At 70.3% G+C, this 20667-nt stretch carries 19 protein-coding genes; 12 read left to right on the top strand and 7 right to left on the bottom strand.

From position 1 onward, the window contains the following. Positions 1 to 36: 36 nt before the first annotated feature. The 3 genes from QM728_RS14155 (at position 37) to QM728_RS14145 (ending at position 2719) form a co-directional block, all read left to right on the top strand. Positions 37 to 405: a hypothetical protein gene (locus tag QM728_RS14155; RefSeq protein WP_415032644.1), complete on the top strand. Its 369-nt coding sequence runs from the start codon at positions 37 to 39 to the stop codon at positions 403 to 405. Between the two features lie 83 nt (positions 406 to 488). Next, a complete protein-coding gene (locus QM728_RS14150; protein ID WP_415032643.1) occupies positions 489 to 1700 on the top strand; it encodes an acyl-CoA dehydrogenase family protein in 1212 nt (403 codons plus the stop codon). A 2-nt stretch (positions 1701 to 1702) separates the two neighbouring features. Further along, a complete protein-coding gene (locus QM728_RS14145) occupies positions 1703 to 2719 on the top strand; it encodes a phosphotransferase family protein (RefSeq protein ID WP_415032642.1) in 1017 nt (338 codons plus the stop codon). 21 nt (positions 2720 to 2740) lie between these two features. Here the strand turns inward: QM728_RS14145 and QM728_RS14140 are convergent, their stop codons facing one another. Beyond that, on the bottom strand, positions 2741 to 3415 hold the full coding sequence (locus QM728_RS14140; RefSeq protein WP_415032641.1) for a histidine phosphatase family protein: 675 nt from the start codon (positions 3413 to 3415) through the stop codon (positions 2741 to 2743). 338 nt (positions 3416 to 3753) lie between these two features. On the opposite strand from QM728_RS14140, the gene QM728_RS14135 reads away from it, so the two are divergent. Next, entirely contained in the window at positions 3754 to 5028 is a 1275-nt protein-coding gene (locus QM728_RS14135) for an ROK family protein (RefSeq protein ID WP_415032640.1), read from the top strand. A gap of 72 nt (positions 5029 to 5100) precedes the next feature. Here QM728_RS14135 and QM728_RS14130 read toward each other — a convergent pair whose 3' ends face one another. Together QM728_RS14130 and QM728_RS14125 are read right to left on the bottom strand one after the other, a co-directional pair. After that, positions 5101 to 5928, bottom strand: coding sequence for an ABC transporter permease (locus QM728_RS14130; RefSeq protein WP_415032639.1), 828 nt, complete (start codon positions 5926 to 5928; stop codon positions 5101 to 5103). Further along, the gene (locus QM728_RS14125) at positions 5925 to 6905 is read right to left on the bottom strand and encodes an ATP-binding cassette domain-containing protein (RefSeq protein ID WP_415032638.1); all 981 of its coding nucleotides are present in this window, start codon (positions 6903 to 6905) and stop codon (positions 5925 to 5927) included. Before QM728_RS14125 ends, QM728_RS14130 begins: the two co-directional genes overlap by 4 nt. A 100-nt stretch (positions 6906 to 7005) precedes the next feature. On the opposite strand from QM728_RS14125, the gene QM728_RS14120 reads away from it, so the two are divergent. Both QM728_RS14120 and QM728_RS14115 read left to right on the top strand, forming a co-directional pair. Next, positions 7006 to 7476, top strand: coding sequence for an RNA polymerase sigma factor (locus QM728_RS14120; protein ID WP_415032637.1), 471 nt, complete (start codon positions 7006 to 7008; stop codon positions 7474 to 7476). Continuing rightward, a complete protein-coding gene (locus QM728_RS14115; RefSeq protein ID WP_415032636.1) occupies positions 7473 to 8036 on the top strand; it encodes a methylated-DNA--[protein]-cysteine S-methyltransferase in 564 nt (187 codons plus the stop codon). Before QM728_RS14120 ends, QM728_RS14115 begins: the two co-directional genes overlap by 4 nt. On the opposite strand, the gene QM728_RS14110 is transcribed toward QM728_RS14115, so the two are convergent. Further along, positions 8014 to 9072, bottom strand: a complete 1059-nt coding sequence (locus QM728_RS14110; RefSeq protein WP_415032635.1) for an adenylate/guanylate cyclase domain-containing protein — start codon at positions 9070 to 9072, stop codon at positions 8014 to 8016. The two genes, QM728_RS14115 and QM728_RS14110, sit on opposite strands and share 23 nt — an antisense overlap. Before the next feature lie 9 nt (positions 9073 to 9081). Beyond that, the gene (locus tag QM728_RS14105; protein WP_415032634.1) at positions 9082 to 10275 is read right to left on the bottom strand and encodes a TetR/AcrR family transcriptional regulator; all 1194 of its coding nucleotides are present in this window, start codon (positions 10273 to 10275) and stop codon (positions 9082 to 9084) included. 126 nt (positions 10276 to 10401) lie between these two features. Between QM728_RS14105 and QM728_RS14100 the strand changes: the two genes are divergently transcribed. The 3 genes from QM728_RS14100 (at position 10402) to QM728_RS14090 (ending at position 14904) form a co-directional block, all read left to right on the top strand. Continuing rightward, on the top strand, positions 10402 to 11613 hold the full coding sequence (locus QM728_RS14100; protein WP_415032633.1) for an acetyl-CoA C-acetyltransferase: 1212 nt from the start codon (positions 10402 to 10404) through the stop codon (positions 11611 to 11613). Between the two features lie 33 nt (positions 11614 to 11646). Further along, positions 11647 to 13851 carry a 3-hydroxyacyl-CoA dehydrogenase NAD-binding domain-containing protein gene (locus QM728_RS14095; protein ID WP_415032632.1) on the top strand — a complete coding sequence of 735 codons (2205 nt, stop codon included), beginning with the start codon at positions 11647 to 11649 and terminating at the stop codon, positions 13849 to 13851. Between the two features lie 390 nt (positions 13852 to 14241). Continuing rightward, entirely contained in the window at positions 14242 to 14904 is a 663-nt protein-coding gene (locus QM728_RS14090; RefSeq protein ID WP_415032631.1) for a slipin family protein, read from the top strand. 48 nt (positions 14905 to 14952) lie between these two features. Here QM728_RS14090 and QM728_RS14085 read toward each other — a convergent pair whose 3' ends face one another. Then, on the bottom strand, positions 14953 to 16110 hold the full coding sequence (locus QM728_RS14085) for a polysaccharide biosynthesis protein (RefSeq protein WP_415032630.1): 1158 nt from the start codon (positions 16108 to 16110) through the stop codon (positions 14953 to 14955). A 74-nt stretch (positions 16111 to 16184) separates the two neighbouring features. On the opposite strand from QM728_RS14085, the gene QM728_RS14080 reads away from it, so the two are divergent. Both QM728_RS14080 and QM728_RS14075 read left to right on the top strand, forming a co-directional pair. Continuing rightward, positions 16185 to 17105, top strand: coding sequence for an HpcH/HpaI aldolase/citrate lyase family protein (locus tag QM728_RS14080; protein ID WP_415032629.1), 921 nt, complete (start codon positions 16185 to 16187; stop codon positions 17103 to 17105). 10 nt (positions 17106 to 17115) lie between these two features. Further along, the gene (locus QM728_RS14075) at positions 17116 to 18810 is read left to right on the top strand and encodes a hypothetical protein (RefSeq protein WP_415032628.1); all 1695 of its coding nucleotides are present in this window, start codon (positions 17116 to 17118) and stop codon (positions 18808 to 18810) included. On the opposite strand, the gene QM728_RS14070 is transcribed toward QM728_RS14075, so the two are convergent. Next, a complete protein-coding gene (locus QM728_RS14070; protein WP_415032627.1) occupies positions 18747 to 19877 on the bottom strand; it encodes a glycosyltransferase family 4 protein in 1131 nt (376 codons plus the stop codon). The two genes, QM728_RS14075 and QM728_RS14070, sit on opposite strands and share 64 nt — an antisense overlap. Before the next feature lie 44 nt (positions 19878 to 19921). Here QM728_RS14070 and QM728_RS14065 point away from each other — a divergent pair, with 44 nt between their 5' ends. Then, entirely contained in the window at positions 19922 to 20662 is a 741-nt protein-coding gene (locus QM728_RS14065; RefSeq protein ID WP_415032626.1) for a TetR/AcrR family transcriptional regulator, read from the top strand. Positions 20663 to 20667: the final 5 nt, after the last annotated feature.

Genomic DNA, 20667 nt, shown 5'->3' with positions numbered 1-20667 from the left:
GCACCCGGTGACGCCCAGCGAGCCTAGGCTCGAGTCATGAACACGCTGATCGTCGCGGGCCTGGTGGTGGCGGCGGTCATCCATCTGATGCCGCTGCCGGGGGTGCTGGGGGCGTCGTGGCTCGAGCGGCTGTACGGCACGCCGCTCGACGACCCGGACCTGCTGGTGATGATGCGCCATCGCGCCCTGCTGTTCGGCGTGCTCGCCGGGATCATGATCGCCGCGGTCTTCCATTCGGAATGGCGCGGTCTGGCAGTCGTCGTCGGGCTGGTCAGCGCCGCGGGATTCCTGGTGTTGGCGTTGCTGGTCGGCGGGTACGGGCCCAAGACGCGGCGGGTCGTGATCGCCGACGTCGTCGCGGTGGCGGCGCTGCTCGCCGCCGGTGTGGCGCTGGTGGCGGGCTGAGGTCTTTGACGGCCACGCGCACCGCGTGACACTCTGCAGCGAGACAACCAACCGAGCGCTCGCTCGGTGGAGCGGAGTGAGTGATGCCGATCGACCTGTCCTACTCGACCGAGGTGACCGACCTCGTCGCGCGCACCGACGCGTTCATCGCCGACGAGGTGATGCCGGTCGAGATGGAGTTTCACGGCGACATCGAGGCGGCCGGCGGCGACGACCTGCGCCGCGACCTCAACGCCAAGGCCAAGAAGGCCGGCATCTTCGCGCCGCACGCACCCGTCGAATACGGCGGGCTCGGCTTGAACATGGCCGACCGCTCCCCGGTCTTCACCGCCGCCGGGCACTCGGTCTTCGGCCCCGCGGCGCTGCACATCGGCGCCCCCGACGAGGGCAACATCCACATGCTCGCCCACATCGCCAGCGACGCCCAGCGCGACAAGTACCTCGGACCGCTCGCCACCGGCGAGGTGCGCAGCGCCTTCGCGATGACCGAACCCGCCCCCGACGGCGCCGGCGCCGATCCCAATCAACTGTCGACGACGGCGGTTCGAGCCGACGGCGGCTGGAAGATCAACGGCCGCAAGCGCTTCATCACCGGCGCCGACGGCGCGGGCTTCTACATCATCATGGCTCGCACGGCGGGCAAGGTCGGTGACCGCGGCGGCGCGACGATGTTCCTCGCGCCGGGCGACGCGAAGGGCATCACGATCGACCGCCACGTCGGCACCATCGACAAGGCCATGATCGGCGGCCACTGCGAGATGACCTTCGCCGACGTCTTCGTCCCCGACGAGGACGTCCTCGGCGAGGTCGACGAGGGCTACCGCTACGCGCAGGTGCGCCTGGGCCCCGCGCGGATGACCCACGTGATGCGCTGGATGGGCGTCGCGCAGCGGGCGCACCGGATCGCCGTCGACTACGTCCGTGAACGCGAGGGCTTCGGCGGCAAGCTCGCCGACCTCGGCATGATCCAGCAGATGATCGCCGACAACGAGATCGACCTCGCGGCGACCGAGGCACTGCTGATGAAGGCCTGCTACGAGCTCGATCAGGGCGAGCACGCATCGGATTCGACGTCGATCGCGAAGACCTTCGGCGCGGAGGCGTTCTCCCGCATCGTCGACCGGTCGATCCAGATGTGCGGCGGACTCGGCGTCTCCGACGACCTGCCGCTGGCCCGCCTCGCCAACGAACTGCGACCGTTCCGCATCTACGACGGCCCGTCCGAGGTGCACCGCTGGGCGATCGCCAAGCGCGCCGTCGGCCGCGCCCGCAAAGCCGCCGAGCGGAGGGGCTGACCGTGGCCGACCACCCCGGGCTCACCGCCGAATCCCTGCGCAAGCTGCTGGTGGCAAACGGCGTCGACGTTGTCGGCGACTTGAAGATCGACCTCATCAGCGGCGGCCGCTCCAACCTGACTTTCGACGTTCGCGACGACGAGCACCACTGGGTCGCCCGCCGACCGCCGATGGGCGGGCTCACCCCGTCGGCGCACGACATGGAGCGCGAGTGGGCGGTCACCTCGGCCCTTGCCGACACCGACGTCCCGGTCGCGGGCACCGTGGCTATCGACCGCGCGGGTGACATCATCGGCGCCCCGTGCGCGGTCGTCGAATTCGTCGACGGCCTGGTGATCCGCTCCACCGACGACCTGAAGGTCTGGTCCGACGACCAGGTCGGCGCCAACTTCGACGCCCTCGTGCGGACCCTCGCGAACCTGCACGCCGTCGACTACAACGCCGTCGGCCTCGGCGAGTTCGGCCGCCCGGAGGGTTTCGCCGGCCGTCAGGTCAAGCTGTGGGCGCGACAGTGGGGACTGGTCAAGACGCGCGAGCTGCCCGACGTCGACACCCTCGTCGCCAAGCTCACCGATCGGGTGCCGGCGCAGGCGCGCAGCACGATCGTGCACGGCGACTTCCGCGTCGACAACACGATCATCGACCGCGACGACCCGACGACGGTCAAGGCCGTCGTCGATTGGGAAATGGCGGCGCTGGGCGATCCGCTCACCGATGCCGCCCTCATGTGCGTCTATCACCAGCCCGTCTTCGCGAAGGTCCTCGGCTTCGAGGCCGCCTGGACCAGCGACCGCTACCCCGACGAGGACGCCATGGCGCAGGCCTACGCGGCCGCGACCGGGATGGACCTGGGCGACTGGGACTTCTACCTCGGCCTGGCGAACCTGAAGCTCGGCGTCATCGCCGAGGGCATCACCCACCGCGCGCTCGCGGGCGGGTCGTCCGGTGCCGACGGCGCCGAGCAGGCCGCCGAGGCGACGGCGTCGTTCATCGCGGCGGGCCTCAACGCGGTCTCGTAGGCGAAGCCGGCGTCGCCGCGATCAGCGGAACGTCGCGATCCCGCCGTCGCGGTCGGTGAGGTGCAGGTGTTCGTTGACCGAGAGGACCGTGACGCCCTTGCGTCCGACGATGGTCCGCGTGATGGACGCGTTCATCATCGAGGCGGCCAGTTTCGGCCAGTGCTCGGCGTCGATCCCGAGGTGCTGGGCCAGCCAGAGCGTGATGGAACCGGCCGACGACACGACGAGCACGGTCTTGCCCGACCCCGCCTCCTCGACCGCCCGCTGACCGGCCTCGGCCACCCGTCGGGCGTACACGTCGAACGACTCCGGCGCGTCGACGTCGCCGCGGATCCAGGCGCCCAGCGCCGCGTCGAGGGAGGTCTGGAAGCCGCGCCCGTCCGCGTAGTCGTCGGCTGACGTCGTGCCCAGCAGACCGGACAGGTCGTACTCGTCCCAGGCGTCGTCGACGCGGGGCGCGGGGCTCGCGTCGAACGCGCTCAGCACCCCGGTCAGGGTCTGCTTCTGGCGGATCAACGACCCGCTGACCGCCGAGGTGAACCCGGGAACGATTCCGGCGAGCGCGGTCCCGGTGACCTGCGCCTGCATCTGCCCGGTCGGGGTCAGGCTGCCCGGCACCGGTCCGCCGTCGACGCCTTCGACGCCGTAGGCCGATGCTGATGCCTGCCCGTGACGGACCAGGTAGAGGGTGCCCATGGACTCAGGCTACGACGCCGGCATGCGCACGGCGCCGCGGTCTGCGCAGCGGGGTGACCTGCACCACGATCAGACCCGGTCCCGGCGTCGCCGTATTGCGCGTGCAACCTTTTCGCTGCTAGCTTGGCCCACATGTCGTCGCAAGCGCACCGCGCCCCGGAGGTCACCTACGTGACCACCGCTCTGGGCTGCCGCCTGCCGCTGGCGCGAATGCTGTGTTGTTGCCGAATGCACTGAGCTCGTCCTCATCAGCCTGATTCCAGGCGTTTCCCGCATTCACCTCCCGACGCTCAATCGAGCGCATGCCTGCGCGCGTCGGAAATCCGAAAGACAACACCATGACCAGCATTCTCGACCGTCCCACGACCACCACTGCCCGACCGCGGATCCCGCACGCCCGGTCGCCGCGCCCCATCGGCGTTCCGGTCCCGCCGCGCCCCCAGCGCTCCGAGTTGCACATCGCGACGCCCGACCTCGCGCTGTCCGACAAGCCCGCGGCCCAGGTGCTGCGCGCCATCCGGCTCGCCGCTCCGGTGTTCCGCGATGAGATCGCCGAGTCCACCGGCCTGTCCATCTCGACGGTGAACCGTCAGGTGAGCGCCCTGCTCGCCGCCGGCCTCATCCGCGAGCGCAGTGACCTCGCACCGGCCGGTGCCGTCGGCCGCCCGCGACTGCCCGTCGAGATCGCCGTCGCCGAGCACCTGACCATCGGCGTGCACATCGGCTACAAGGTCACCTCGATCACCGCCCACGACCTGCTGCACCGCGTCGTCGGCGCCATCTCGGTGCCTACGCCCGCCGACGCCGGCGCGGAGAACGCACTCACCGCCCTCGCGCACAGCGTCGCCGGCTTCCTGCACCGCTGGCGCGGTCGGGAGATCCGCTGGGTCGGCGTCACCCTCGGTGGCCGCGTGCACGACGGCGGCGTCGTCGACCAGCCGCGGTTCGGTTGGTCGCAGGCCCCCGTCGGCCGCGTCTTCGCCGAGGTGCTGGGCTACCCGGTTTCGGTGGCCTCGCACGTGGAGGCGATGGCTGCCGCCGAGCTGGTCGCCAACCCGGCGCAGCGGTCGAGCTTCCTGTACTTCTACGCGCGCGAAATGGTCGGCGTCGCGTTCAGCGTCGACGGCTCGGTGCACACGCCCAGCGGCGGTCCGCCGGTGATCGGCCACTTCCCGATCGGCGCGACGACGCTGCTCGACCCGCACCGCACCGGGCAGTTGGAGGCCGCCACCAGCGACACCGGCATCGTCGCCGCGGCGAAGGCCGCCGGGCTCGACGTCACCGAGATCGCCGACGTCCACGCGGCCGCCGCTGACGGGAACGAACTCGCCCGCGACATCCTTGCCGAGCGCGCCGAGGTCCTCGGCCGAGCGGTGGCGCTGATCGCCGACATCTTCAACCCCGACCACGTCGTCCTCGGCGGGCAGGCGTTCACCGACGCGCCGCAGACGCTGCCGGTGGTGGCCAAGGTGATCCGCGAAACCAGCGTCACCGACAAGCGCGACGTCCGTGTCTCGCGCGCCGGGGTCACCGTCCAGCAGCAGGCCGCCGGAGCCGTGTCACTCGACGCCCTCTACAGCGACCCGCTGGGCGCGATCGCCATCACCAGCTGAAAAATCTCCCCTGGTGGTACACGGGTGGCAATCTTCCCTCGAAGGGGTCACCAGGGGAGAAACTTCAGCAGCTCAGTCCGTCGTGCGCTTGTAGTAGGCCCGCAGGGCGAACGGCGCGATGATCGCGGTGAGCGCGACCGACCAGATGATCGTCGCCAGCGCCGGGTGCTGCAGCGGCCAGGGGGCGGTCGCGGGTGCCGCCGGACCGTTGCCCCAGAGCACGCGCATGGCCTGCACGAGGGCCGAGATCGGGTTCCACTCGGCAATCGTCCGCAGCCAGGTCGGCATGCCGGCGGTCGGCACGAAGGCGTTGGAGAGGAAGGTGATCGGGAACAGCGTCGTGAACATGAAGCCGTTCACCGCCTCGACGGTCTTGAACGTCGACCCGACCCACAGGCCGAACCAGATCATGGCGAAGCCGAACAGCAGGACCAGCGCGAAGGCGAGCAGCGCCTCGGGCACCGAGGTGCGGATCCGCCAGCCGATCAGCAGGCCGGTCACCGCCATGACCACGATGCCGATGGACGAGTGCAGCAGCGCCGCGATGGCCCGCCCGACGATGACCGACGACTGCCGGATGGGCAGGGACCGGAAGCGGTCGATGATGCCCTTGTCCAGGTCCGACGTCACGCCGTTGGCGACGATGAACCCGGTGAAGGCGATGGTCTGGCCCATGATTCCGGGCAGCAGGAATTCGCGGTAGTTGCTGCCGGCCGGCATGGTCACGGCGGAGCCGAAGACAAAGGCGAACAGCAGCACGAACATGACCGGCTGGAAGGTCACGTCGGCGAGCATCTCGGGCATGCGCTTGGTGTGGATCAGGTTGCGCTTGACCATGATCCACGACTGCTGCCACAGATTGGTGGGCCGGATGGTCACGGCCGGGGCGGTGGCGGTCATGCGAGGGACTCCTGCTCGTCGTCGGATTCGGCGCGTTTGCCGGTGAGGGAGAGGAAGACGTCGTCGAGGCTCGGGCGCGCCAGGCCCAGGTCGTCGACCTCGATGCCGGATTCATCGAGCCAGCCGGCGGCGGTGGTCAGGTCTTTGAGGCCGTTGGCCGCGACGGTCACCCGGCGCGGTCCCTCCTCGATGTGGACCTCGTTGCCGGTGCGTCGCAGCAGCTCGGCGGCGGCGGCGAGGTCTTCGGTGTGCGACACGGTCAGCACCAGGGCGGCCGCACCCGCGCGCTCCTTGAGCTGGAGTGCGGTGCCCTGCTCGATGATCTTCCCGTGGTCGATGACCACGATCTCGTCGGCCAGCTGATCGGCCTCCTCCAGGTACTGCGTCGTCAGCAGCAGCGTCGTGCCCTCGTTGACCAGATCGCGCAGCACCTCCCACAGATCGGAGCGGGCGTGCGGGTCGAGGCCGGTCGTCGGCTCGTCGAGGAACAGGACCGGCGGCGCGGCCAACAGGCTGACCGCGAGGTCGAGCCGGCGCCGCATGCCGCCGGAGTAGTCCTTGACCGGCTTGTTGGCGGCCTCGGTTAGGGAGAACTGCTCGAGCAGCTGGTCGCCGCGGGCGCGCAACTCCTTGCGCCCGATGCCGTAGAGGCCGCCGATCATGTTGATGTTCTCGCGACCGGTGAGGATCTCGTCGACGCTCGCCGCCTGGCCGGTGAGGCCCATGCTGCGGCGCACCTCGTCGGGCTGGGTCCGCACGTCGTAGCCTGCGACGCGGGCGGTGCCGGCGGTCGGTTCGGACAGCGTGGTCATCATGCGGACCGTCGTCGTCTTGCCGGCGCCGTTCGGGCCGAGCAGGCCCAACACGGTGCCGCGCGGTACCGCGAAGCTGACGCCGTCCACGGCGGTGAAGTCACCGAACCGTTTCACCAGGTCGACGGCTTCAATGGCCAGGTCCGAGCTCTCGGTGGAGGTCATGGGTATCGACGGTAGGCGAGGGGTCGGACAAGTGCCACCCGATTTTCTCGGGCGACGATCTCACGTTCGGCCCGGCCCGGCCGTCTACCGTGTGATGACCATGCAGGAACCCTTCGACCGCGCCGTCCGCGCACACGGCCCGACCGTGCTGCGCGTGTGCCGCGCGGTCCTCGGGCCAGGCCCGGACGCCGACGATGCGTGGTCGGAGACGTTCCTGTCTGCGCTGCGCGCGTGGCCCGAGCTGCCGGCCGACGCGAACGTCGAGGCGTGGCTCGTGCGCATCGCCTCGCGCAAGGCCGTCGACGTGGTGCGCGCGCGGCGGGAGGTTCCCGTCGACGCGGTGCCGGAGCGGCCGGCGGCGGCGGTCGACGACGGCGGGGTGTGGCAGGCGGTCGCCGCGCTGCCCGAGCGCCAGCGCCTGGCCGTCGCGTACCACTACTTCGGCGGCCTCCCGCACACGGAGACCGCGGAGATCATCGGCGGGACCCCCGATGCGGTGCGCCGCGCCGCCGCCGACGGACTGAAGACGCTGCGCAAGACCTACCCGGACCAGATGGGGGAACGGCCATGACCGACGACCTGACGACACTGCACACCGACCTGGCCGCACGGGCCGACGCCGCCGGCCTTCTCGACGTGGCGTACCGCATCGTCGACAGCCCGATCGGTGCCCTGCTCCTGGCGGCCACCCCGACGGGCCTGGTCCGCGTCGCCTTCGAACGGGAGGGATTCGACGACGTCCTCGACGCCCTGGCCGCGAAGATCAGCCCCCGGATCCTGGCGTCGTCGGAGCGGCTCGCAATCGCGGCGACCCAACTCGACGACTACTTCGCCGGTCGACGCCGGCACTTCGACCTGCCGATCGACCACACCCTCTCGTCGGGCTTCCGGCTCGACGTCCAGCGCCACCTGCCCGACATCGACTACGGGCACACGATGTCCTACGCCCAGGTCGCCGAGCTGGTGGGCAACCCGAAGGCGGTCCGCGCGGTCGGGACGGCCTGCGCGACCAATCCGCATCCGGTCGTCGTGCCGTGCCACCGGGTGCTGCGCGCCGACGGGGGCCTGGGCGGCTACCTCGGCGGTGCCGAGGCGAAGCGGGCCCTGCTCACGCTGGAGGGCGCGGCTTAGCGCGCCTGCGTCGTGACGGCCGGGCTGGTTTGGGCTTGTCGGCCTTGGCTTGGTCGGGCGTGGCGGGCTCGGGTTTCGGCTGGTCGGGCTTGGTGCGCTCCGCCCTGACCCGCTCCGCCTTCGGCGTTGACAGCGCCCACGCGCGCAGTCGTCGATAGCCGCGGACCGACAGCGGCGGAATCGACCGGACCCGGAACCGTTCGTCGGCGGTCAGCGCCTCGGCCAGCTCGTGGTCGACCAAGATGCTGCCCGGCCGAGCCGAGCTGCACAGCCGCGAGGCGATGTTCACCGGTTCCCCGAACACGTCGCCGTGCCGGTTCAACACCTCGCCGCGGGCCATGCCGACGCACAAGTCGGGCACCGGATCGATGTCGGCGACCTTCTCCAGGATGTCGATCCCGGTCTGCGCCGCGGCGATCGGATCGTTGTTGACGAACAGAACGGCGTCCCCAAGGGTCTTGACCACTTGACCGCCGCGGCCCGTGATGACCTCGTGCGCGCGGTCCTCGAAGGCGGCCAGGAGGCGCTCGAGTTCGAGCATGTCGATCCGCCGGGACAGGCTGGTGAAACCGACGATGTCGGCGAACCCCACGACCTCGGTGGTGCGCACGCCGGCCAGGCGCTCCGATTCGGCCGCCGCCGGATCGACGGGTCCGGTGTCGCGATTGAGGTTGTTCTCCAGATGGCGTCGCCAAACCAGGTGCTGGATCGCTCCGGTCGCCTTTGCCATGTCCTCGACCGACCAGGTGATCGCCTCGTTGTGCGACAGGTCCAGCAGGGTGTCGGCCTGCCAGTCGGCCAGGCGCGCCATTGTCTGGCCGATCGCGCGGGCCATCGCGGCCTGCTCGTCGTCGGGGATGACCCCCGACGCGCTGGCGAGCAGCTTGAGCGAGTCGATGTCACGCTGGGTGAAGACCTTCTCGTCGGCCTGCCGCCGGGCGAAGCCGAACGCGTTCCAGAGGCGTTCCACCTGCTCGGGGGGTGCGTCGAGCGCGGCGATCAACTCATCTCGGTTGTACCGGGGCTCGTCCGTCATGGCTTCAATTTAGCCGCGGTCGGCGGACAACACACCCTTCATCAGGTAGGCCATCTGCGCCCCGAACTCCGGGCGCGACGTCCCGCGGCGCAGGCGCACCGCGTCGTTGACGATGGACAGCGCCGCGTGCACGCCCACAGCCGCCTCGCCGGGGCCGATTCGCCCCTCGCCCGCCGCGGCGTCGGCCTGCGGGAGCAGATCGATCCAGCGCGCCACGTACCGCCGTTGGGTTTCCAGCAGCTCGCGCGCGGCCGGGTCTTCGGCGAGCGCGGCAGCGTTGTTGAACGACACCGAGAGGTCGGGCGTGGCGGTGATGACCGTGACGTAGGAGTCGACGAGGGCGTCGAGGATCTGCGCGGGGTCGTCGGAGGCCGCATAGGCGGCCATGACGCCGGCCTCCAGGCGGGCCGCGCTGCGCTGGCCGATGCCGACGAGGATCGCCGCCTTCGACGGGAAGTGGTTGTAGACGCTCGGCCCGCTGATCCCGACTGCGGCCCCGATCTCGTCGACGCCGACGTCGGCGTAACCGCGCTCGGCGAACAGGTGCGACGCGGCGTCGAGGATCTCGTCGCGGCGGGTCGTCGACGGCAGTGCGGGGATCGCGGGCGGGCGGGGCGGCGCCAGCGACGGGCGCAGCCGCAGGAGCCGGCGCGCCCGGCCGACCAGCTCGTCGATCTCGCGGGTCGGCGACAGTCGTGCCTTGTGCACCGCGCTCGACCCCGCGACCGACAGCAGCGCCCAGGTCAGCTGCGAGCGCTCCCAGTCGGTCAGGCCGTGGTCGTCGCCGAAGAGGATGTCGGCCCAGCGGCGCAGCACCGCGCGGGTGCGCAGCGCGACCTCGCGGTTCTGCTCGTCGCTCAGATAGGCGCCGGTCCAACGCCACAGCGACGCCGAGTCCGGCCGCTTGGCGATGGCTTCGATGAGTGCGCGCAGGGTGTCGTCGGCGGTCGCCTGCGGCGCGGAAAGCGCCCGGTCGGTACAGGTTTCCAGGTCGTCGACGCCGGAGAGGACGGCCGCGCCGAGCAGGTCGCGCTTGTCGGCGAAGTGCCGGTACAACGACGGTGCGGTGACACCGGCCGCGCGCGCGATGTCCGCCATCGAGACATGCGGGTAGCCGCGCTGCACGAAGAGGTCGGCAGCGTGGTCGATGAGCTGTCGACGGCGGTCGGCCGGACGGCTCGCGCGAGCGGATTGCACGGTCATGGTGAACAGACCATAGCCCACAAATTCACGGTGGTGAACATTTTGACCAGTAGGTATAGCCAAATAAGTTATTCCACGTTAGTCTTGCTCGCGTAACCAACGATGGTTCGTGTGAAAGGAACATCCGTGCCTGAGCAAGCATTCATCTACGAGGCGGTCCGCACGCCCCGTGGCAAGCAGCGCGGCGGCGCGCTGCACAGCGTTAAGCCGGTCGACCTGGTCTCGCGCCTGATCGACGAACTCCTGGCCCGCCACGGCAGCCTCGACCCCGCCGACGTCAACGACGTCGTCCTGGGCTGCGTCGGCCCGGTCGGCGAGCAGGGCGCGGTCATCGCCCGTACGGCCGCCCTCGTCTCCGGTCTGCCGGAGTCGGTCCCGGGCACCCAGATCAACCGGTTCTGCGCCTCGGGCCTGGAGGCCGTGAACCTGGCCGCGGCCAAGGTCGCTTCCGGCTTCGACGACCTGGTCCTGGCCGGCGGCGTCGAGTCGATGTCGCGCGTGCCGATGGGCAGCGACGGTGGCGCCCTGTTCATGGACCCGACTACCGCCTACGACAACTACATCGCCCCGCAGGGCATCGGCGCCGACCTGATCGCGACGATCGAGGGCTTCTCCCGCGACGACGTCGACACCTACGCCGCCGAATCGCAGGCCCGTGCCGCCAAGGCATGGGAGTCGGGCTACTTCGCCAAGTCGGTCATCCCGTTCAAGGACATCAACGGCGTCGTCCTGCTCGACCACGACGAGCACATCCGTCCGGGCACGACCGTCGAGTCGCTCGGCAAGCTCAAGCCGGCGTTCCAGGGCCTGGCCGACATGGCCGGCTTCGACGACGTCGTCATGCAGAAGTACCCGAACGTCGAGAAGGTCAACCACGTCCACACCGGTGGTAACAGCTCCGGCATCGTCGACGGCTCCGGCCTGGTCCTGATCGGCTCCGAGGAGGCGGGCAAGCGCAACGGCCTGACCCCGCGCGGCCGCATCGTCTCCTACGCCGAGATCGGCACCGAGCCCTCGATCATGCTCACCGGTCCGACCCCGGCCACCGAGCTGGCCCTGAAGAAGGCCGGCCTGACCGTCGAGGACATCGACGTCTTCGAGCTCAACGAGGCGTTCGCGTCGGTCGTCATGAAGTGGATGAAGGACCTGAAGATCCCGCGCGACAAGGTCAACGTCAACGGCGGCGCGATCGCCATGGGCCACCCGCTCGGCGCCACCGGCGCGATGATCCTCGGCACCTGCCTCGACGAGCTGGAGCGCACCGGCGGCCGCTACGGCCTGGTGACCCTGTGCATCGGCGGCGGCATGGGCGTCGCAACCGTCATCGAGCGCGTCTAAGCGCAGACCAGCAGACCTGAAGAGAGAAGAACCATGAGCGACAACATGTTCAACTGGGAGAAGGACGGCGACGGCGTCGTCATCCTGACCATGGACGACCCGAACCAGGGCGCCAACACGATGAACGACCTGTTCGTCACCTCCATCGCGGCCACCGTGGACCGCCTCGAGGCCGAGAAGGACGACATCACCGGTGTCATCCTCACCTCGGCGAAGAAGACCTTCTTCGCCGGCGGCGACCTCAAGGACATGACGGCCGAGCGCAAGGAGAGCAAGGAAGAGATCGCCACCGCGATCACCGAGCGCGCCAACGGCATGAAGGCCGTCATGCGCCGCCTGGAGACCCTGGGCAAGCCGGTCGTCGCGGCGATCAACGGCGCCGCCCTCGGTGGCGGCCTCGAGCTCGCGCTGCACTGCCACTACCGCATTGCGGCGGACGTCAAGGGCTCCAAGATCGGCCTGCCCGAGGTCACCCTCGGCCTGCTGCCCGGTGGCGGCGGCGTGGTCCGCACCGTGCGCCTGCTCGGCATGCAGAACGCGCTGATGGGCGTCCTGCTGCAGGGCACCCAGTTCAACCCGGCGAAGGCCAAGGAGACCGGTCTGGTCGACGAGGTCGTCGGTTCCATCGAGGAGCTGGTCCCGGCCGCGAAGAAGTGGATCAAGGCCAACCCGGAGGCACAGCAGCCGTTCGACGTGAAGGGCTACAAGATCCCGGGCGGTGCCCCCACCAACCCGGCGGTCGCCGCCAACCTCCCGGCGTTCCCGGCGCTGCTGCGCAAGCAGATCAAGGGTGCCAACATGCCGGCCCCGCGCGCCATCATGGCCGCGGCGATCGAGGGTGCCTACGTCGACGTCGACACCGCCGACCTCGTCGAGACGCGCTACTTCGTCTCGCTGGTCACCGGCCAGGTCGCGCAGAACATGATCAAGGCGTTCTTCTTCGACCTGCAGCACATCAACGGTGGTGGCTCGCGGCCCAAGGGCTTCGACAAGTACACCGCCAAGAAGGTCGGCGTCATCGGCGCCGGCATGATGGGCGCGGCCATCGCGTACGTCAGCGCCAAGGCCGGCTGCGAGGTCGTCCTGAAGGACATCAACCTCGACGCCGCGAAGAAGGGCAAGGACTACTCGGTCAAGCTCGAGGAGAAGGCCCTCTCGCGCGGCAAGACCACCGAGGAGAAGTCGAAGGCGCTGCTGGATCGGATCCACCCGACCACCGACGCCAAGGACTTCAAGGGCGTCGACTTCGTCATCGAGGCCGCGTTCGAGTCCGTCGAGGTCAAGAACCAGGTGTTCCAGGAGATCGAGGACGTCGTCGAGCCCGACGCCGTGCTGGGCTCGAACACCTCGACCCTGCCGATCACCATCCTCGCCGAGGGCGTGAAGAAGCCGGAGAACTTCATCGGCATCCACTTCTTCTCCCCGGTCGACAAGATGCCGCTGGTCGAGATCATCAAGGGCGAGAAGACCTCCGACGAGGTGCTCGCCAAGGTCATCGACTACACGCTGCAGATCCGCAAGACCCCGATCGTCGTCAACGACAGCCGCGGGTTCTTCACCAGCCGCGTGATCGGCACCTTCGTCAACGAGGCCATCGCGGCCGTCGGCGAGGGCGTCGAGCCGGCGTTCATCGAGCAGGCGGGTTCGCAGGCCGGTTACCCGGCGCCGCCACTGCAGCTGATGGACGAGCTGACCCTGACCCTGCCGCAGAAGATCCGCAAGGAGTCCGAGGCGGCGGCCAAGGCCGAGGGCATCGAGTTCCCGCAGCACGGTTCCTACGCCGTCATCGACTGGATGGTCGACGAGGGTCGGACGGGCAAGAAGGACGGCAAGGGCTTCTACGACTACGAGGACGGCAAGCGCGGCCTCATCTGGCCGGGCGTGCGCGAGCACTACAAGTCCGGCAGCAAGGAGATCCCGCTCGAGGACATGAAGGAGCGCATGCTCTTCGCCGAGGCCCTCGAGACCGTCAAGTGCTTCGACGAGGGAGTCCTGACGTCGGTGGAGGATGCCAACATCGGCTCCATCTTCGGCATCGGCTTCCCGCCGTGGACCGGTGGCGTCGTGCAGTACATCAACCAGTACGAGGGTGGCGTGGCCGGCTTCGTCGAGCGTGCCAAGGACCTCGCGTCCAAGTACGGCAAGCACTTCGAGCCCCCGGCCTCGCTGGTTGAGAAGGCCAAGAAGAACGAGAAGCTCACCAACAAGAATCTCGTCAAGGCGAAGGTCAAGGCCTAAGTCTTCCGGCTCTGTGATCAGGCCCCGCACCGACTCGGTGCGGGGCCTGATTTATTCGGTTGCCCACCCGTGTCGCCGGTGGGAGAGTTCTCGCTCGGAAGCAGCGAGTGGAAGCGGCCCGGCCGGGTTACCGCAACCGGGTCCCGCACGTCGCACGAGCTGAGTCCATCCAAGTGGCAAGGCTCTCGAAAAGCCCGAAGGTTCAAGTCCTTCAACCAGGTACGCCGTCCCCGGGGCCACGGGGTTGCGACGGTCCTGCGGTGCCCGGCTCGCCGGAACACCCCACCGTCGGCCCCGCCCGGGGGCGGCGTCCGCTTGGTGGTCGAGCATCCGTATCGAGACCCACAACTGAATCAACAACTTTGCGCACTAAAGGAAAGGAGGCGCGCAATGTCCATTTTCACCCGCTGGGTCGTGAACCCCGGTGAGACTGCCCTGGAGTACCGGGACGGCCAGCTCGCGCGCGTCCTGACCCCGGGTGCGCACCGCGTCGGCCGGCGCAGCGCCGTCGTCCGCGTCGACCTGCGCGAGCGGATCGTCCGCGTCGCGCCGCAGGAGGTCGTCACCGCCGATGGCGTGCCGGTGCGCGTGTCGTTGGCGATCATCATGACCGTCGTCGACGCCGTGGCGTTCACCGAGCGGTCCGACGATCCGATCGACGCCGTGTACGTCGCCGCGCAGGTCGCCCTGCGCACCGCCTGCGCGTCGGTGACCGCCGACGAGTTGGTCGGCCGCACCGACGCCTTCGACGCGTCGGCGCTGACGGCCGCCGCGGTGGCCGCCGGTGAGCCGGTCGGCATCGCCGTGAAGGCCGTGGCGATCCGCGACGTGATCCTGCCGCACGAGATCCGCTCGGCGGCCATGGAGCTGATCACGGCCAAGGCGCGCGGTCAGGCCAAGTTGGAGGCCGCGCGGGCCGAGACGGCCGCGCTGCGGAGTTTGGCGAACGCCGGCCGCATGCTGGACGAGCACCCGGCCCTGGCGCGGATGCGCATGGTCGAGGCGGTGCCGTACGGCTCGAAGGTCGTGCTGTCCGTCGGCAACGACGAGTAGCCCGGCTACCGGGACGGGTCCGCACCTTCGGGTGCGGGCCCGTTCTCGTCAGCGACCGCGCACCAGGGCCAGACACCCGACGGTCGTCACCGTCGCCGACACCGCCGCGATCACCGCCAGGGAGGTGATCGTGTCGGCCCACAGCAGAATCGCCCCGGCTTCCAGCGCGACGGCCACCCACACGGCGATGCCGATCGCGGTGCGCGATGCGGCGATCACCGCGAGCAGCACCAACCCGAGGACCGCGAGGACCGCGCCGGTCAGTGCGAACACCCAGAGGATCCCGGTCAGCGGCTCGTAGTCGTCGCCGACGATCCGCGGGACCAAGGGAGAGGCCAGCCAGACCGACGCCACGGCTATCGCACCGATCCCCGCGACCACCCCGATAGCGACCCGCAACGAACGGCCGCGCCCCGGTGCCGCGAGCCGCGGGTACACGACCGTCCCGATCGCCTGCGGCAACCAGAACGCCGCCTTCGTCGCGACCGCGCCCAGCGCGTAAACACCCGCGTCGCCGTCGTTCACGACGACCCGGGCGAGCAGGAGGTCGATGGACACCGCCGCCAGCAGGGCCAGCTGGACCTGGGACGCACCCAGGACGCTCCTGACATTTTCTGCCGCTGTGGGGGGCACCGAGGGGATATTCCCCTCGGTGGCCGTGTGAGCCGCAGAAAATGTCAGCACGGCGGCGGCCAGCGTCCCGACTGCCCCGGCCCAGAGGGCGCCCACGGCGGAAGCGCCCAGCAACAGCGCGACGATCATCGGCCCGAACCGCAGCACCCCGACCAGCGCCAGTACCCAACCGAGACGCCGGAACCGCCGCTGCCCCTGCAGGAATCCCTGCGCCGCTGCGGTCAGCGTGATCAGCGGCGCCATCACCAGCCCTGCGGCCGCGGCCGCGACGGGGATCCGGGTCAGCGGCACGAGGATCGCACCGGCGACGACGGCCAGGGCGGCGACGAGCAACGCCGTTTGCACGGCCAGCCGCGTCAGCCCCGACCGCCCGTGCACGACTTCCCGCGCGACCACCGCCTGCACGCCCAGCGACGGTGCGGCCACGACGACCATCGCGGCCATCACGACGCCGAACACCCCGTAGTCGGCGGCACCGAGCGCGCGACCGGCCGGAATCGCCACCAGGTAGGCGGCGACATTGGCGACCATCGACCCGATGGTCACCGCACCCACCGAGCGCAACGTCGTCACCCGTTCAGTGTGCCTGGTCACGCGCTCGCGCCAGAACTTTGGCATCCCGACGCCGATAGGCGACGATAGTGGGCGTGTACGACGAGGAATTCGTGACCAATCCTGACTCCGACGACGTCGGGTCGCGCATCGATCCGGTGCTCGCGCGCAGCTGGCTGCTCGTGAACGGCGCTCAGTACGAGCGCTTCGAGCCCGCGTCGAAGTCGCGCGCCGACATCGTGATCCTCGATATCGAGGACGCGGTGGCGCCGAAGGACAAGGTCACCGCCCGCGACAACGCCGTGCGCTGGATGAACGAGGGCCACGAGGACTGGGTCCGCATCAACGGTTTCGGCACCCCCTGGTGGGCCGAGGACCTGGCCGCCCTGTCGAAGACCTCGGTCGGCGGCGTCATGCTGGCCATGGTCGAGTCGATGGACCATGTGACCGAGACCGCGAGCCGCCTGCCCGGCGTGCCGATCGTCGCGCTGGTCGAGACCGCCCGCGGCCTTGAGCGCATCGGCGAGATCGCGTCGGCGAAGGGCACGTTCCGCCTGGCCTTCGGCATCGGCGACTTCCGCCGCGACACCGGTTTCGGCGAGAACCCGCAGACCCTCGCCTACGCCCGGTCGCGGTTCACCATTGCCGCGAAGGCCGCGCACCTGCCGAGCGCCATCGACGGACCGACGGTCGGGTCGAGTGCGCTCAAGCTGTCGGAGGCGACCTCGGTCAGCGTCGAGTTCGGCATGACCGGCAAGATCTGCCTCACCCCCGAGCAGTGCGCCCCGGTCAACGAGGGCCTCTCCCCGTCGCTCGACGACATCTCCTGGGCCCGTGAGTTCTTCGCCGAGTTCGACCGCGACGGCGGCGAGATCCGCAACGGCTCCGACCTCCCCCGCATCGCGCGCGCGACGAAGATCCTCGACCTCGCCCGTGCCTACGGCATCACCTCCAGCAGCTACGCGACCGACGAGTCGGGTCACTCCGCCGCGCCGTCGGACACCTACCACCACTAGGGACCTCCCGGTGTCGCGCGCGTTGGTCGCGGTCAGTGCGACGGCCGGCGCGCTGGTGCTCGGCCTGCGCGGCGGACCGCTGCTTATGCGCGACGCGGTTTCGACGCCGCGCTCCCACCTCACCGACGCCGCACTCGGCTTGACCGAGACACCCGCGCGCGCCGTCCCGCAGGACGGGTTGCTGGCGATGGTGAGCACCGTCGTCCCCGGAACGGTGGCGGTCATCGCCATCACCTGGTTGGCCCTCGCGCTCGCCGGCATCGGGGCCGGACTCCTCGCGACGCGGGTCGTCGGCGGCGGCTGGGCGCCGCAGTGTGCCGCCGCGCTCGTCGCCGTCTGGAACCCGTTCGTCGCCGAGCGCCTCATGCAGGGACAGTGGAGTCTGCTCGCCGGGTATGCGGCGGTGCCGTGGATCGTGCTGGCGGGCGACCGGATCCGACGGTCCGAGCGCGGCGGTTGGCCGATGCTCTGGGCCGCGGTCGTCGGCGCGGGTCTGACGCCGACGGGCTCGCTGCTCGCCGCGGTCGCGGTTATGGTCGCCGTGGTGTCGGTCAGAGATCTGCGACGGTCCGCGGCCGCGCTCGCCGCGGTTGTCGTCGGCGCTCTGCCGTGGCTCGTCGCGACGGCGTTGAGCCCGTCGTCGACGCCTGCCGATCCCGCTGCCGCCGGCCTCTTCGCGCTGCGTGCCGAGCCCGGACTGGGCCGCGTCCTCACCGCCCTCGGGATGGGTGGCATCTGGAACGCCGACGCGGTCCCGGGTAGTCGAACCACCTGGTGGGCGGGGGTCGCGACGGTGCTGCTGCTGGCTGTCGTTGTCGCGGGCTGGGTCTTCGTCGTGCGGGATCTCGAGACGACGACAGTCGCGTCGCGCGCTGCGCTCCTCGCCCTCGGCTCCGCGTCTCTGGTGGTTCTCGCGTCGACCCCGCCCGGTCTGAGCGTCCTCGAGTTCCTGATCGAGCATGTGCCCGGCGCCGGCCTGCTCCGCGACACCCAGAAGTTCCTCGCCCTCCTGCTCCCCGCCGTCGCGATCGGCATCGCCGGAGCGACCCGGGCCCTCGGACGACTGCTCCCGGCGGGCTTCGCCTTCGCCGCCGTCGCGCTGCTCGTCGCCGCACCGCTGCCCGACGCCGCGCTGCGGCTGCACCCCGTCGACCTCCCCGACGACTGGCAGCGCGTCGTCGCGATCATCCCGGCCGACCGGGGAGCCGTCGCGCTCTGGCCGACCGGCATGGTTCGCGACTACTCCTTCACCACGACGCCGAGCCTCGACCCCGCCCGCCGACTCTTGCGCGCACCCGTCCTGGAGACCGGGCAGCTCGACGTCGACGGAAAGACCGTCGACGCGGCACCGGCGTCGCGGGCCGCGCGGGTCGAGGATCTGCTCACGCGGGGCGGCGGGCCGCAGGAACTCGCCCGTCACGGCGTCGGCTGGGTCCTCGTCGAAGAGCCCGAGCGCAATCGGACCCCGGCCGGGCTCACCGATCCGGTGTTCAGCGGTCGGTACCTGACGCTGTACCGCGTCGAGAATCCGGTGATCGTTCCCGGTGCCTCAGCGGCGAAACGGGCCGTCGCGGTCGGCGCCCACCTGACTTGGTTGGCGGTGCTGTTGGTCGCGCTGGCATGCGCCGTTGCGGCACTCGATCATCGAAAGGCGACTGAGGCGAAGACGCGCTCGAAGCCGTCGGCGGTCGCCGACCAGGAGTAGCCCGCGGCCGCCGCGCGGGCGGCGTCGCCGAGCTCGCGGGCGAACGCCGGGTTCTCCAGCAGCTTGCGGGTGGCGGCGACCAGTTCATCGGGTCCCTCGACGAGCAGACCGGTCTCCTCGTCGGCGATCGAGTCGGTGAGCCCGGCCGACGAGCGGTAGCCGATGGTCGGCACGCCGTGCTGGGCGGCCTCGACGACGGCGATGCCCCAGCCCTCCTTGCGCGACGGCATGAGGTGCACCCGCGCGCCGGCGAGCAGCCGGTGCTTGCGCTCCTCGGACACATGCCCGTGGAAGACGACGCGGTCGGCCACCCCGACGGACCGCGCGTGTGCCTGCAGCTCGTCGTCCCACCAACCGCCGCCGACGATGTCCATCCGCAGCCCGGGACGCTCGTCGGCCAGCGCCGCCACCGCGTCGAGCGCGTGCTCGATCTGCTTGTGCGGCACCAGGCGCGACAGCACGACGATCCGCTCGGCAAACTCGCCGACAACCTCGTCGACGGCGAGCGGCGGATCGATGCCGGCGCGCACGACGTCGATCCGGTCGGCGGCGACGCCCAGGTCGACGAGTTCGGCCCGCGACGGCTCGGAGACGGTGATGTACCGCCGACGGCGATGGGCCCACGGCGACAGGCGCGACTCGACCCACCAGCCGAGTCGGGACAGCAGCGGACCGGCGACCGGCCACTGCTCGCGGTGGCAGTGGTGCACCAGCACGACCGTCCGCTTCGAGAGCAGCGCCGCGAAGAAGGGGACGCCGTTCTGGGTGTCGACCACGACGTCGGGCACCGAGCCGCGCAGCGGACCGACGCCCAGTCGGGCACCGACCAGCGTCAGCAGGGCGCGCGGGTACACCGACAACCGCCCGCCGCGGCGCACGATCCGGACGCCGTCGACGACCGACTCGTCGTCGCAACCGGGGAAGGCGGAGGTGAGCAGGGTGACCCGCATGCCGCGGTCGACGAGCTCGGCGCCGACGCGCTGGATGTAGCGCTCGCTGCCGCCGCCCTGCGGGTGCTCGAGGTCGCGCCAGCAGAGCAGGGCGACGACGGGTGCGGCGGTGCTCATCTCGCCGACCAGGATACGCAGGCGGCGACGGTACGCTGGCATCCGTGAGCGACGAAGCTACCCCGGTTCCGGGCACCCCGCGCTGGTGGGCGCAGCGGTCCGCTCAGGGCGAGCCGACGGCGAGCCGTCGCGGCCGTCCGTCGCGCCCGCTCGACGAGATCGTCGGCGCCGCGCTGGCCCTCCTCGATCGGGGCGGCTCCGAGGCGCTGTCCATGCGCACCCTCGCCCGCGAACTCGACTCGTCGACCGCCACGCTCTACCGCCAACTGCCCGGCGGCAAGGAGGAGCTCGAGGCGCTCATCGTCGACCGGCTGATGGGCGAGATGATGGCCGAACTCACCGAAGATCTGAAAGGTGCGTCGGTCGAAGCCGGAGTCGCGCACCTGGCCGAACGAATCCGGGCAGGTGCGCGCGCCAGCTACCGGGTGTTGCGCCGACACCCAGCCGCAGCCAAGCTGTTCCTGCTACAGCGACCGGCTGGGCCCATCGCCCTCATCCGTCAGGAGCTCGGCATCCGGCAGATGGTCCGCGACGGCCTGAGCCCGTCGGAAGCGGCCGACACGTATGTGTCGCTGGGTCGGCTGGTCGTCGGATCGGCCGTGCAGGGGACGCCCGAAGACAAGGACGACGTCGACGAACTGCGCGAGTACTGGGACTCCCTCGACCCGGAGTTCTTCCCGGCGATGACGCAGGTCAGCGACTCGCCGCGCGAGATCGACGACGAGTTCGAATACACCCTGGGGCTGATTGTCGACGGCGTCCTCGCCCGGGTCGGCCGCGGTTGATGCTC

Origin of the sequence: Gordonia sp. (in: high G+C Gram-positive bacteria), assembly GCF_047602025.1 — a bacterium.
Lineage (GTDB): Bacteria > Actinomycetota > Actinomycetes > Mycobacteriales > Mycobacteriaceae > Gordonia.
This window is presented reverse-complemented; position numbering and strand designations above follow the sequence as displayed.